A 13,018-nucleotide genomic window follows, 5' to 3' on the forward strand; every position below is an offset into this window, starting at 1 on the left:
TGGCCTGCTCCATTTTGCACGACAGCGCGTCGGCGTCGCGGCGTTCTGCACGATTCAGACGCCAAACCGTTTGCGGTAATCGCTGGGCGCCAGGCCGGTGATCTTCTTGAAGATGGCGCGGAAGGCGCTGGGGTCCTGATAGCCCACGGTCCACGCGATGTGATCAATGGTGCCGTTGGTAAACTCGAGCATTTGCCGAGCCTTGCCCACGCGCAGATGCTGACAGTATTCGGTGGGTTTCAACCCGGTGGCGTTGCGAAAGCGCCGTAGGAATGTGCGCTCCTCCAAGCCTGCCTCCAGTGCCATCGCCGTGAGGGAAACATCCACCGCACCGGTGGCCTGCAACCAGTGCTGAACCTTGAGGATGGCGGCGTCGCCGTGGCCGAGAATCGGCGCAAAGTTGCTGCCGCATTGGCTGGCGCTGTCACTGTGCTCGATCACCAGGAAACGCGCGGTATCCGCCGCAATGCTAGGGCCCATCAGGCGATCGACCAGGCGCAGGCCGAGTTCGGACCAGGCCATCAAGCCAGCGGTGGTAATAAGGTCGCCGTCATCAACGATGGGTTTATCCGCTTCAAGGCGCACGGCCGGGTAACGCGCGGCGAAGGATTTGGCGGAAGACCAATGAGTGGTGGCGCTGCGCCCATCGAGCAATCCGCTGCGCGCCAGCATGATCGAACCCATGCAGACGCCGCCCAATACGGTACCTGCGGCGTGTTGCCGGCGAAGCCATTCCAGTAGCGCAGGCGGCGCTTGTTCTTCGGTGAACTCACCAATCGACGGGGGCACCAGTACGGCCATCATGGGTTGATCAGGGCCGGGATGGCTATCGAATACGCGCACCGTTTCACCGGTAGCCTCCACCTGCCAATGGCTGATCCGCAAGAGCGGCAACTGTGCGCACTGGTGCTCGGCGGCGATGCGGTTGGCGACGCCGAACAGGTCAGTCAGGCCGTGCACGGCCGCCATCTGCGCCCCCTGGTAGATCAACACGCCCAGCTCAACCACGACCATTGTCAGTTTTCCCCCTTTTATTGTCGGTACAGCCAATCCCAAGTGCAGGCGCCAGCTAAGATACTGGGCCCATCAACCCATCACGAGGCAACACACATGGCCAAGCAAGCGCTCATCCTAATCGATATCCAGAACGACTACTTCCCTCAAGGCAAGTGGCCACTCGACGGCGTAGAAGCCGCGGCGGACAAGGCCGTGCAGGTGTTGCAGGCGTTTCGCCAGGCGGGCGATGCGGTGATTCATGTGCGGCATGAGTTCACGTCTGAGGACGCGCCGTTCTTCACACCGGGCTCCGAGGGTGCGCATCTGCATCCCAAAGTGATGAATGAACGCAATGAGCCGGTGGTGCTTAAACATTTTGTGAATTCGTTTCGCGAGACCAACCTGCGCGCACTGCTGGAACAACGCAGCATCACCGAACTGGTGGTGGTCGGCAGCATGAGCCATATGTGCATCGATGCGGTGGTCCGGGCGGCGGCGGACCTGGGCTACAAGGTCACGGTCATTCATGACGCGTGTGCGACCCGGGACCTGGAGTTCAATGGCCAGGTGATCCCGGCTGCGCAGGTGCATGGGGCGTATATGGCGTCGCTGGCATTCGGCTATGCGGGCGTGGTGTCGGCAGATGAATATTTCAAGGCGCAAGCGGCGGCGGCATAACCGCCACGGGTCTTGGCGACGTTAGCGGGTAGCGATAATGAACAGGCGCGGAAAAGGCAGCAGCACGGTGCCATCGGCCAGGGCTGGGTAAGCCTGGGCAATCCGCGCCTGGTACTCCTGCAGGAAGGCAGCCTTCTCGCTATCGGTCAACGGCGCCAGGAAGGGTCTTAGGGCCGAGGCCTTGAACCACTCCACCACCGTAGCGTAATCCGCCAGCGGGTGCTGATAGGTGGTGCGCCACACATCGACGGTGCTGCAATGTTTGCTCAGCAGCTCGTAGTAGTAGCTCGCGGTGTGGCGTTCATTGTGTTTGACCGCGCCGATCCTGGCAGACCACGGGCCATCAGCGGCAACTTCACGGGCAAGTCGGTGGGCAGGCTCATCGAGGTTGTCCGGCGTTTGCACCGCCAGCGTGCCAGCGGGTGTCAGTTGGTGGACCAAGTGCGGGTAAAGCGTGGCGTGGTCAGGCAGCCATTGCAGCGACGCGTTGGCCAGGATCACATCGAAAGTCTGTGCGGGGTTCCAGGCGCCGATGTCCGCCAGTTCGAAGTTCAGCGCCGGTAGCCGTTGGCGTGCATCGACCAGCATGTCGTCGGAGCTGTCCATGCCGGTAACGTGCGCATGCGGGAAGCGCTCGGCCAGCACCTCGGTGGAATTGCCGGGACCGCAGCCCAGGTCGACAGCCGTGCGCACCTCGGTATTCGGAATGGCCGCGACCAGGTCGCGGACGGGACGGGTGCGTTGCTGTTCAAACATCGTGTATTGCTTGGCAGACCAGGTCATCACGGCTTCCTTCTGTTTGAGGTTGGCCACAGCCTAAATCTTGTGAGCCATGAGAACAAATGCCAGGATTGGCACTCTCCCATACCTGAAAAGTATTCCTATGCTGGAGCTTCGCCAACTCAAGGCCTTCGTAGCCATCGCCGAAGAAGGTTATATCACCCGCGCTGCCGAACGCCTGGGCATGCAGCAGCCGCCGTTGACACGGATGCTGCAAAGCCTCGAAGCCGAGTTGGGCGTGGTGCTGATGGAGCGTTTGCCCCGAGGCGTGCGACCCACTACCGCCGGGCTCGCTTTACTGGACGAGGCCCGTGAACTACTCGCGCAGGCTGAAGGCATTGCGGACGTAGTGCGCCTTGCCGCACGGGGTGAGCGCGGACGGCTGGCGATCGGATTCACTAGCTCGGCTGCACTGCATCCCTTTGTGCCGAGTGTGTTGCGGTTATTTCGCGAAACCTATGTCGGCGTCACGGTGGTGTTGGAAGAAGCTGGCACCGGCGAACTGCTGGACGCGTTGGCGCATGAAAAACTGGACGCGGCGTTTATCCGCTCCCCCCTCAGCGGGACTCAATTGCTGCAGGACGACCCGATCCTGGTGGAGCCGATGTTGCTGGCGCTGCCCACTGATCATCCGCTGGCACTCAATGCGGGCTCTCCCCTGCCCTTGAAGGCATTGGCGAGCGAGTCCTTCGTGCTCTATCGCCGCCGCGTGGGGTTGGGCCTGTATGACGCGATTCTGGTGGCGTGCCGTGAAGCGGGGTTCAGCCCTCAGGTGGTCCAGGAAGCCCCGCGCATGACCGCGACACTCAGCCTGGTAGCGGCGGGACTGGGGGTGTCCATCGTGCCGGCGTCGATGCAACGGTTGCGCGGGGACGGCATCGTGTATCGGGAACTGACGGAGTGTCAGAGCCTGGTGGCGCCACTGCATTTGGCGACGCGGATTGATGACGGATCCGCAGTGTTACGCCGGTTCAAAGAGATGGTGGTGACGGCGGCCGAGGCGGACGCCTGATCGCCGATTAAACGCTGCGCTATTTCATCCGTGTCAACGTGCTCATGTAGGGGTCGCCATTGAGGATGAAGTCCTCACTTAGAAATGCAAAGCCCCCGCAGTGCGGGGGCTTCAGGTCTAAACCTTACAAAAAGGTCTAAGGTGACCGCTAGAACGGGATATCGTCATCAAAGCTGTCGAAATCCGGAGCCGGTTGTGGAGCAGCCTGTTGTGGAGGCGGCGCCTGGCGCGACTGTTGCGGTGCCGACTGCTGCGGACGCGGAGCCTGCTGGCGTGGGGCCGGTGCGGACTGCTGGTAGTTATTGCCCCCGCCTTGTTGGTCGCCCTGCTGTGGACGGCCGCCCAGCAGTTGCATGGTGCCTTGCATGTCGACCACGATTTCAGTGGTGTAACGCTTGATGCCGTCTTTTTCCCACTCACGGGTTTGCAGCTTGCCTTCGATGTACACCTGCGAACCTTTGCGCAGGTACTCACCAGCAATCTCTGCAACCTTGCCGAACATCGACACGCGGTGCCATTCGGTTTTTTCGACCTTCTGGCCAGTCTGCTTGTCGGTCCACTGTTCGCTGGTCGCCAGACTCAGGTTGGTCACGGCGTTACCGTTAGGCAAGTAGCGAACCTCGGGATCCTGGCCGCATGTACCGACCAATATGACTTTGTTAACCCCACGGGCCATAACGTTCTCCTAAGCTGGGCGCGCTGTCGGCACTGGGTTGACCAGTTGCTCAAGCGTCGCGCGATCCAATAATTCGGTGTCCAATTTGATGTAAATGGCCGCCTCTTCAGCGACCACGACTGCATCTGTTACTCCAACAACGGCCTTAAGGCGCTCTACCAGGCCAGCTTCACGAATGGCTTCGGGCGACAACGGCAGGCGCAGGCTTGTGACGTATGGAGGTTCGCGCATGGTAACAGCAAAGACCAGCCAAAGTGCAGCCAGCCCGGCGCATCCCAGGAAGACAACCGACAAACCGCCATGCTGGAACATCCAGCCACCCATGATGCCGCCCAGTGCAGAACCCAGGAACTGGCTGGTGGAATACACCCCCATGGCCGTCCCTTTGCCGCCGGCCGGTGAAACCTTACTGATCAGCGAAGGCAATGAAGCCTCCAGCAGGTTGAACGCGGTGAAAAATACCACCGTGCCGATTACCAGCGCCCGCAGGCTGTCGCCGAACTGCCAGAAGAATAGCTCAGTGAGCATCAACGTCGCGACGGCGCCCAAGAGAACTCGTTTCATTTTGCGTTTCTTCTCGCCATAGATGATGAACGGGATCATGGCGAAGAACGAAATCAACAGCGCGGTGAGGTAGACCCACCAGTGCTGTTCCTTGGGCAGCCCGGCTTTTTCCACCAGCGCCAGGGGCAAGGCGACGAAGCTGCACATGAGCATGGCGTGTAATACGAAGATACCTAAATCCAGGCGCAGCAGGTCGGGATGCTTGAGCGTCGGCAATAACGCCTTGCGCGCGACGCCCGACTCGCGATGCTGCAACGTACCCGTGGAGCGCGGCACCATAAAGGCAACGATCACGATACCGAACAGCGCCATGCCGCCGGTGGCCAGGAACAGCCCGTGCAAGCCGAACGCGCGTGTCAGCAGGGGGCCGACGACCATGGCCACGGCGAACGACAGGCCGATGGTCATGCCGATCATGGCCATGGCCTTGGTGCGGTGTTGTTCACGGGTCAGGTCTGACAGCAGCGCCATGACCGCGGCGGAAATCGCACCGGCCCCTTGCAGGATGCGTCCGGCAATCACGCCCCATATCGAATCCGATTGCGCCGCGAGCACACTGCCGAGAGCGAACACGATCAGACCCAGATAGATCACCGGACGGCGGCCGATGCGGTCAGAAATGATCCCGAACGGAATCTGAAAAATCGCCTGGGTCAGGCCATACGCGCCAATGGCCAGGCCGATCAATGCCGGGGTCGCGCCTGCGAGGTCCATCCCATAGGTCGCCAGCACTGGCAACACCATAAACATGCCCAGCATACGGAAGGCGAACACCAGGGCCAGACCGCTTGCTGCTCGGGTCTCGCCGCTACTCATGCGTTCGCTGTGGGGATCGTGCATGGAAAAACCTCGTGTGAACCGGCGGCGATTCTACCAGTCCCATCGATTGAGAGGGTATATGCGGCGCTTTGCCGCGCAGCTTTCATCTAAGGCTGCAAGCGGCCTTTTGACAGTGTATATTCATCCAGTCTTTAGCCGTATACTCCGGCATTATTTACGCCCGCCGTGCGAGGCCATCTTGGACAAGATCCTGATTCGTGGGGCTAGAACCCACAACCTGAAGAACATCGACCTGACCCTGCCACGGGACAAACTGATTGTCATCACCGGCTTGTCCGGGTCCGGCAAATCGTCGCTGGCGTTTGACACGCTGTATGCCGAAGGCCAGCGTCGCTACGTGGAATCGCTGTCGGCCTATGCCCGCCAGTTCCTGTCGATGATGGAAAAGCCCGACGTCGACACCATTGAAGGCCTGTCGCCGGCAATTTCCATCGAGCAAAAATCGACTTCCCATAACCCGCGCTCCACCGTGGGCACCATTACCGAAATCTACGACTACCTGCGCCTGCTGTATGCGCGCGTGGGTATTCCGCGTTGCCCGGACCACGATATTCCCCTGGAAGCCCAGACCGTCAGCCAGATGGTCGACCTGGTGCTCGCCCAGCCGGAAGGCGCCAAGCTGATGCTGCTGGCACCGGTGATTCGTGAGCGCAAGGGTGAACACCTTTCCGTCTTCGAAGAACTGCGGGCGCAAGGTTTTGTGCGGGCGCGAATCAACGGCAAGCTCTACGAGCTGGACGAAGCGCCGAAGCTCGACAAGCAGAAGAAGCACTCGATTGATGTGGTCGTCGACCGTTTCAAAGTGCGGGCAGACCTTCAACAGCGCCTTGCGGAATCCTTCGAAACCGCGTTGAAGCTGGCCGACGGCATTGCCCTGGTGGCTCCGATGGATGACGAGCCGGGCGAAGAGATCATCTTCTCCGCGCGCTTTGCTTGCCCGATCTGCGGGCACGCAATCAGTGAGCTGGAACCCAAGCTGTTCTCCTTCAACAACCCGGCCGGCGCCTGCCCGACCTGTGATGGCCTGGGCGTGAAGCAGTTCTTCGACATCAAGCGTCTGGTCAATGATGACTTGACGCTGGCGGAGGGCGCGATACGTGGCTGGGACAGGCGTAACGTCTACTACTTCCAGATGCTGGGGTCGCTGGCGTCGCACTATAAGTTCAGCCTCGAAGTACCTTTCAACGAACTGCCGGCCGAACAGCAGAAAGTCATCCTGCACGGCAGCGGCTCGCAGAACGTCGACTTCAAGTACCTGAATGACCGGGGCGATATCGTCAAGCGCTCCCACCCGTTCGAAGGCATTGTGCCGAATCTCGAGCGTCGCTACCGCGAAACCGAATCGGCGAGCGTGCGTGAAGAACTGGCTAAATTCCTCAGCACCCAGCCTTGCCCGGATTGCCGTGGCACACGCCTGCGTCGAGAGGCGCGGCATGTGTGGGTGGGCGAGAAGACGTTGCCTGCGGTGACCAACCTGCCAATCGGTGATGCCTGCGAGTACTTTGGTGTGCTCAAGTTGACGGGGCGCCGTGGGGAAATCGCCGACAAGATTCTCAAGGAAATTCGCGAGAGGTTGCAGTTCCTGGTCAACGTTGGCCTGGACTACCTGTCTCTGGACCGAAGTGCCGACACGTTGTCTGGCGGTGAAGCCCAGCGGATTCGCTTGGCCAGCCAGATTGGTGCCGGCCTCGTGGGTGTACTGTACATCCTCGATGAGCCGTCGATTGGCTTGCACCAACGCGACAACGATCGTCTGCTGGGCACGCTGAAACACCTTCGGGATATCGGCAACACGGTGATCGTGGTCGAGCACGATGAAGATGCGATTCGCCTGGCCGACTATGTGGTTGATATCGGCCCGGGCGCGGGTGTGCATGGCGGGCATATTGTTGCCGAAGGTACGCCTGCCGAGGTCATGGCCCATCCGGACTCGCTGACCGGCAAGTACTTGTCTGGCCGTGTGAAAATTGCCGTGCCGGCTAAACGCACACCGCGCAACAAGAAGCAGGCGCTGCACCTCAAGGGCGCGCGTGGCAATAACTTGCGCAATGTCGACCTGGAAATTCCGCTGGGCCTGTTGACCTGCGTGACCGGTGTTTCCGGCTCGGGCAAGTCGACACTGATCAACAACACGCTGTTCCCCTTGAGTGCCACCGCCTTGAACGGCGCGACTACGCTGGAAGCGGCTGCTCACGACAGCATCAAGGGTCTGGAGCTTCTGGACAAAGTCGTCGATATCGACCAGAGCCCAATTGGCCGCACGCCGCGTTCCAACCCGGCGACCTACACCGGGTTGTTTACACCCATTCGTGAGTTGTTTGCTGGCGTTCCGGAGTCCCGCTCACGGGGTTATGGGCCGGGCCGGTTCTCGTTCAACGTCAAGGGCGGTCGCTGTGAAGCGTGCCAGGGCGATGGCTTGATCAAGGTGGAGATGCACTTCCTGCCGGACATTTACGTGCCGTGCGATGTGTGCAAGAGCAAGCGCTATAACCGCGAGACCCTGGAGATCAAATACAAGGGCAAAAGCATCCACGAAACCCTGGAGATGACCATCGAGGAAGCACGGGTGTTCTTTGACGCGGTTCCGGCGTTGGCGCGCAAGCTGCAGACACTGATGGATGTAGGCCTGTCGTATATCAAGCTGGGTCAATCAGCGACCACGCTGTCCGGTGGTGAGGCGCAACGGGTGAAGCTGTCCCGCGAGTTGTCCAAGCGCGACACCGGCAAGACCCTGTACATCCTCGATGAGCCGACCACCGGCCTGCATTTTGCGGATATACAGCAACTGTTGGACGTGTTGCACCGCCTGCGCGACCACGGCAACACCGTGGTAGTGATCGAGCACAACCTGGATGTGATCAAGACCGCCGACTGGTTGGTTGACTTGGGGCCTGAAGGTGGTTCCAAGGGTGGCCAGATCATCGCGGTAGGCACACCGGAGCAAGTTTCCGAAATGCCGCAGTCGCACACGGGCTTCTACTTGAAGCCGTTGCTGGAACGCGACCGGGCCTGAGTTTTTCGGGCCCAATGAAAAGCCCCTGTCACGTTGCGGTGACAGGGGCTTTTTTGTAGCCGGGAATCAGAACTGCGATTGCAGGTAATTCTCCAAGCCAACCAGCTTGATCAGGCCCAACTGCTTTTCAAGCCAATAGGTATGATCTTCTTCGGTGTCATTCAACTGCACCCGCAGGATTTCCCGGGTGACATAGTCATTATGCTGCTCACAGAGCTCGATGCCTTTGCAGAGCGCGGCACGGACCTTGTACTCGAGGCGCAAGTCGGCAGCGAGCATGTCAGGTACCGTGGTCCCCACATCCAGATCATCGGGACGCATACGTGGCGTGCCTTCGAGCATGAGGATACGGCGCATCAGTGCGTCGGCGTGCTGTGCCTCTTCTTCCATCTCGTGGTTGATACGCTCGTAGAGCTCGGTAAAGCCCCAGTCTTCGTACATGCGCGAATGGATGAAATATTGGTCACGAGCAGCCAGTTCGCCCGTCAGCAACGTGTTGAGGTAATCGATTACGTCGGGGTGACCTTGCATCGCCCTACATCTCCCTGCTTGAAAGTCTGTAGTTTGAACCATGATGACCCGGAGGTCACGGGATCAACGGCAGAAAAGTGAAGATTTTCAGAGAAAAGTGGCTGAAATAACGCAAAAACCGCCCAAATGAGGGCGGTTCTGCTTATCGTTTAGAGTTAGCTAAGCGAGACACCCAGTGCCTTTGCGATTGCTTCTCCATAAGCAGGATCTGCTTTGTAGAAATGCTGCAATTGGCGCTGAACCACATCACTGGAAACGCCACCCATTGCACCGGCGATGTTGTTGGTGAGCAACGCTTTCTGCTCATCGTTCATCAGGCGGAACAGTGCACCTGCGTGGCTGTAGTAATCGGTGTCTTCCCGGTGATCATAACGGTCAGCAGCACCGCTCAATGCCAACGCAGGCTCCGCGTATTGTGGTGCTTGCTTCGGCGCATCTGCGTAGCTGTTCGGCTCGTAGTTGGGCCCCGCGCCACCGTTGCTGCCAAATGCCATCGAACCATCACGCTGGTAGCTGTTCACCTGGTTACGTGGGGCATTCACCGGCAGTTGCTGGTGATTGGTGCCGACGCGGTAACGGTGAGCATCTGCGTATGCGAACACACGACCTTGCAGCATACGGTCTGGCGACAGGCCTACACCCGGCACCATGTTGCTCGGGCCGAACGCAGCCTGCTCCACTTCAGCGAAGTAGTTCTGCGGATTGCGGTTGAGTTCGAGCTCGCCAACTTCGATTAACGGGAACTCCTTCTGCGACCAGGTCTTGGTCACGTCAAAGGGGTTCTCGTAGTGAGCATTAGCCTGGGCCTCGGTCATGATCTGGATGCAGACCCGCCATTTCGGGAAATCACCGCGCTCAATCGCGCCGAACAGATCGCGCTGGGCGTAATCCGGATCGGTACCGGCCAGGCGCGCGGCCTCAGCCGGCGCCAAGTTCTTGATGCCTTGCTTAGTCTTGTAGTGCCACTTCACCCAGTGGCGCTCGCCATTGGCGTTAATCAGGCTGTAGGTGTGACTGCCGAAGCCGTGCATGTGGCGATAGCCATCAGGGATGCCACGGTCCGAAAACAGAATGGTGACCTGGTGCAGTGCCTCCGGAGAGTGCGACCAGAAGTCCCACATCATCTGAGCGCTTTTGAGATTGCTTTGCGGCAGGCGCTTCTGGGTGTGGATGAAGTCCGGAAACTTTAAAGGATCGCGAATGAAGAACACTGGGGTGTTGTTCCCGACGATGTCCCAGTTGCCTTCTTCGGTGTAGAACTTCAAGGCGAAGCCGCGTGGGTCGCGTTCGGTATCAGCCGAACCACGCTCACCACCAACGGTGGAAAAGCGCAAGAAGGTCGGGGTTTGCTTGCCAACAGACTCAAACAACTTGGCGCTGGTGTATTGGGTAATGTCTTGAGTAACCGTGAAGGTACCAAAGGCACCCGAACCTTTCGCGTGCACGCGACGTTCCGGAATGTTTTCACGGTTGAAGTGCGCGAGCTTCTCGATCAGGTGGAAATCGTCGAGCAGCAAGGGACCACGTGGACCGGCGGAACGGGAATTCTGATTGTCCGCAACGGGCGCGCCGCTGGCGGTAGTAAGGATTTTATTCTGGCTCATGCAATCTTCCTCAGGTCGGACTTGGAACTGCCGGCTAGTCGGCTTGGAGGGAGTATTGATCATCGACATGACACCTACAAATTCATTAAATTGTCGGCATCGATAGAAAATAACTACCAACCTCCCCAGAGGCATATTGCCAAGCACAACCCGTGGACGCTTGTACAAATCACGCTTTTATTACGCGCACAAAAAACCGGGCACTAGGCCCGGTTCTTCGTTACAGCTTGTCGTCTTACTCGGCGCTTACAGCTTCGCCGGCAGTAGCACGATCAACCAACTCGACGTACGCCATTGGCGCGTTGTCGCCAGTGCGGAAGCCGCACTTGAGGATGCGCAGGTAGCCACCCTCACGGGTAGCGTAACGCTTGCCCAGGTCGTTGAAGAGCTTACCAACGATAGCTTTCGAACGAGTACGGTCGAAAACCAAACGGCGGTTAGCCAGGCTGTCTGTCTTAGCCAAAGTGATCAGCGGCTCAGCAACGCGACGCAGTTCTTTAGCTTTTGGCAGTGTAGTTTTGATCAGCTCGTGCTCGAACAGCGACACCGCCATGTTTTGAAACATGGCCTTGCGGTGCGAGCTGGTACGGCTCAGGTGACGACCACTTTTACGATGACGCATGGTTCATTCCTTACCAAACTCACGTTCGGTGATTACGACGATCAGGCAGTCGCCTTGTCGTCCTTCTTAAGACTTGCAGGCGGCCAGTTGTCGAGGCGCATGCCGAGGGACAGACCGCGGGAGGCCAGAACGTCCTTGATTTCAGTCAAGGATTTCTTGCCCAGGTTCGGAGTCTTCAACAGTTCTACTTCGGTGCGCTGAATCAGGTCACCGATGTAGTAAATGTTTTCCGCCTTAAGGCAGTTAGCCGAACGTACAGTCAGTTCCAGATCGTCAACCGGGCGAAGCAGGATCGGATCGATCTCGTCTTCCTGCTCGATTACCACTGGTTCGCTGTCACCTTTGAGGTCGACGAACGCAGCCAACTGCTGTTGCAGAATGGTTGCAGCGCGGCGGATAGCCTCTTCAGGATCCAGAGTACCATTGGTTTCCAGATCAATAACCAGCTTGTCCAGGTTAGTACGCTGCTCGACACGGGCGTTTTCCACCACGTATGCGATACGGCGAACCGGGCTGAACGAAGAGTCAAGCTGCAAGCGACCAATGCTGCGGCTTTCATCTTCATCGCTCTGACGCGAGTCGGCCGGTTCATAACCACGACCACGAGCTACAGTGAGCTTCATGTTCAGGGCGCCGTTAGACGCCAGGTTAGCGATTACGTGATCGGGATTAACGATCTCGACATCATGATCCAGCTGAATATCGGCAGCGGTAACCACCCCCGAACCCTTCTTCGACAAGGTCAGCGTAACTTCGTCACGGCCGTGCAGCTTGATAGCCAGACCTTTAAGGTTCAACAGGATTTCAATTACGTCTTCCTGTACACCTTCGATGGCGCTGTACTCGTGGAGCACACCGTCAATCTCGGCCTCGACTACTGCACAGCCGGGCATTGAGGACAACAGGATGCGGCGCAGCGCGTTGCCCAGGGTGTGGCCAAAACCACGCTCGAGAGGCTCGAGCGTGATCTTGGCGCGGGTTGGACTGACAACCTGCACATCAATGTGGCGGGGTGTCAGGAACTCATTTACCGAAATCTGCATGGATGCACCTATTTTCTAGCCCTTACTTGGAGTAGAGCTCGACAATCAGGCTTTCGTTGATGTCGGCGGACAGATCACTGCGAGCAGGAACGTTCTTGAAAACGCCCGACTTCTTCTCAGTGTCTACTTCTACCCATTCTACGCGGCCACGTTGGGCACACAGATCGAGAGCTTGGACAATGCGAAGTTGGTTTTTTGCTTTCTCGCGAATCGCGACCACGTCACCAGCACGAACCTGGTAGGACGGGACGTTAACGGTTTGGCCGTTTACGCTGACGGATTTGTGCGATACCAGCTGACGGGATTCGGCGCGAGTCGAACCAAAGCCCATACGGTATACAACGTTGTCCAGACGGCATTCGAGCAGTTGCAGCAGGTTTTCACCGGTTGCACCTTTCTTGCCAGCAGCTTCTTTGTAGTAGCCGCTGAATTGACGCTCGAGAACGCCGTAGATACGACGGACCTTCTGCTTTTCACGCAGTTGGGTGCCGTAATCGGACTGGCGACCGCGGCGTTGGCCGTGGATACCAGGTGCTGCTTCAATGTTGCACTTCGATTCGATCGCACGCACGCCGCTCTTCAAGAAGAGATCGGTGCCTTCACGACGAGCGAGTTTGCATTTTGGACCAATGTAACGAGCCATTCTTTACAATCTCCTG

At 58.6% G+C, this 13,018-nt stretch carries 12 protein-coding genes; 3 read left to right on the plus strand and 9 right to left on the minus strand.

Annotated features, from left to right (window positions below; genetic code table 11):
* Nucleotides 1-54: 54 nt before the first annotated feature.
* Entirely contained in the window at nt 55-1,014 is a 960-nt protein-coding gene (locus BFP95_RS01070; RefSeq protein WP_065872583.1) for a GlxA family transcriptional regulator, read from the minus strand.
* Between the two features lie 96 nt (nt 1,015-1,110).
* Between BFP95_RS01070 and BFP95_RS01075 the strand changes: the two genes are divergently transcribed.
* Nucleotides 1,111-1,674, plus strand: a complete 564-nt coding sequence (locus BFP95_RS01075) for a cysteine hydrolase family protein (protein ID WP_065872584.1) — start codon at nt 1,111-1,113, stop codon at nt 1,672-1,674.
* A gap of 21 nt (nt 1,675-1,695) precedes the next feature.
* Here BFP95_RS01075 and tam read toward each other — a convergent pair whose 3' ends face one another.
* Nucleotides 1,696-2,457, minus strand: coding sequence for a trans-aconitate 2-methyltransferase (gene tam / locus BFP95_RS01080; RefSeq protein ID WP_065872592.1), 762 nt, complete (start codon nt 2,455-2,457; stop codon nt 1,696-1,698).
* 100 nt (nt 2,458-2,557) lie between these two features.
* Between tam and BFP95_RS01085 the strand changes: the two genes are divergently transcribed.
* Nucleotides 2,558-3,466: a LysR family transcriptional regulator gene (locus tag BFP95_RS01085; RefSeq protein WP_065909007.1), complete on the plus strand. Its 909-nt coding sequence runs from the start codon at nt 2,558-2,560 to the stop codon at nt 3,464-3,466.
* Nucleotides 3,467-3,614: 148 nt separating this feature from the next.
* Here the strand turns inward: BFP95_RS01085 and BFP95_RS01090 are convergent, their stop codons facing one another.
* Nucleotides 3,615-4,142: a single-stranded DNA-binding protein gene (locus BFP95_RS01090; protein WP_010467282.1), complete on the minus strand. Its 528-nt coding sequence runs from the start codon at nt 4,140-4,142 to the stop codon at nt 3,615-3,617.
* Nucleotides 4,143-4,151: 9 nt separating this feature from the next.
* Nucleotides 4,152-5,546 (minus strand): MFS transporter, encoded by a 1,395-nt coding sequence (locus BFP95_RS01095; RefSeq protein WP_065909012.1) that lies wholly within the window; start codon nt 5,544-5,546, stop codon nt 4,152-4,154.
* Between the two features lie 178 nt (nt 5,547-5,724).
* Between BFP95_RS01095 and uvrA the strand changes: the two genes are divergently transcribed.
* Entirely contained in the window at nt 5,725-8,559 is a 2,835-nt protein-coding gene (uvrA, locus tag BFP95_RS01100) for an excinuclease ABC subunit UvrA (protein WP_065909015.1), read from the plus strand.
* A 66-nt stretch (nt 8,560-8,625) separates the two neighbouring features.
* Here uvrA and bfr read toward each other — a convergent pair whose 3' ends face one another.
* From bfr to rpsD, 5 genes are all read right to left on the minus strand, one after another.
* Nucleotides 8,626-9,090, minus strand: coding sequence for a bacterioferritin (gene bfr, locus BFP95_RS01105; protein WP_015886133.1), 465 nt, complete (start codon nt 9,088-9,090; stop codon nt 8,626-8,628).
* A gap of 155 nt (nt 9,091-9,245) precedes the next feature.
* Nucleotides 9,246-10,694 carry a catalase gene (locus BFP95_RS01110; protein ID WP_065909019.1) on the minus strand — a complete coding sequence of 483 codons (1,449 nt, stop codon included), beginning with the start codon at nt 10,692-10,694 and terminating at the stop codon, nt 9,246-9,248.
* Between the two features lie 235 nt (nt 10,695-10,929).
* A complete protein-coding gene (rplQ, locus tag BFP95_RS01115) occupies nt 10,930-11,316 on the minus strand; it encodes a 50S ribosomal protein L17 (protein ID WP_017135967.1) in 387 nt (128 codons plus the stop codon).
* Between the two features lie 41 nt (nt 11,317-11,357).
* Nucleotides 11,358-12,359, minus strand: a complete 1,002-nt coding sequence (gene rpoA, locus BFP95_RS01120; RefSeq protein ID WP_003176403.1) for a DNA-directed RNA polymerase subunit alpha — start codon at nt 12,357-12,359, stop codon at nt 11,358-11,360.
* 22 nt (nt 12,360-12,381) lie between these two features.
* Nucleotides 12,382-13,002: a 30S ribosomal protein S4 gene (rpsD, locus tag BFP95_RS01125; RefSeq protein WP_003210056.1), complete on the minus strand. Its 621-nt coding sequence runs from the start codon at nt 13,000-13,002 to the stop codon at nt 12,382-12,384.
* Between the last annotated feature and the right edge of the window lie 16 nt (nt 13,003-13,018).

The sequence above is a fragment of the Pseudomonas sp. 58 R 12 genome (genome assembly GCF_900005865.1).
Classification (GTDB): Bacteria; Pseudomonadota; Gammaproteobacteria; order Pseudomonadales; family Pseudomonadaceae; genus Aquipseudomonas; species Aquipseudomonas tritici.

Bases quoted from the DNA above. Each gene is read 5' to 3' on its own strand.
- BFP95_RS01070 (WP_065872583.1), bottom strand. From the start codon at position 1,014: ATGGTCGTGGTTGAGCTGGGCGTGTTGATCTACCAGGGGGCGCAGATG.
- BFP95_RS01085 (WP_065909007.1), top strand. From the start codon at position 2,558: ATGCTGGAGCTTCGCCAACTCAAGGCCTTCGTAGCCATCGCCGAAGAA.
- BFP95_RS01090 (WP_010467282.1), bottom strand. From the start codon at position 4,142: ATGGCCCGTGGGGTTAACAAAGTCATATTGGTCGGTACATGCGGCCAG.
- bfr (WP_015886133.1), bottom strand. From the start codon at position 9,090: ATGCAAGGTCACCCCGACGTAATCGATTACCTCAACACGTTGCTGACG.
- BFP95_RS01075 (WP_065872584.1), top strand. From the start codon at position 1,111: ATGGCCAAGCAAGCGCTCATCCTAATCGATATCCAGAACGACTACTTC.
- rpoA (WP_003176403.1), bottom strand. From the start codon at position 12,359: ATGCAGATTTCGGTAAATGAGTTCCTGACACCCCGCCACATTGATGTG.
- BFP95_RS01095 (WP_065909012.1), bottom strand. From the start codon at position 5,546: ATGCACGATCCCCACAGCGAACGCATGAGTAGCGGCGAGACCCGAGCA.
- rpsD (WP_003210056.1), bottom strand. From the start codon at position 13,002: ATGGCTCGTTACATTGGTCCAAAATGCAAACTCGCTCGTCGTGAAGGC.
- tam (WP_065872592.1), bottom strand. From the start codon at position 2,457: ATGACCTGGTCTGCCAAGCAATACACGATGTTTGAACAGCAACGCACC.
- BFP95_RS01110 (WP_065909019.1), bottom strand. From the start codon at position 10,694: ATGAGCCAGAATAAAATCCTTACTACCGCCAGCGGCGCGCCCGTTGCG.
- rplQ (WP_017135967.1), bottom strand. From the start codon at position 11,316: ATGCGTCATCGTAAAAGTGGTCGTCACCTGAGCCGTACCAGCTCGCAC.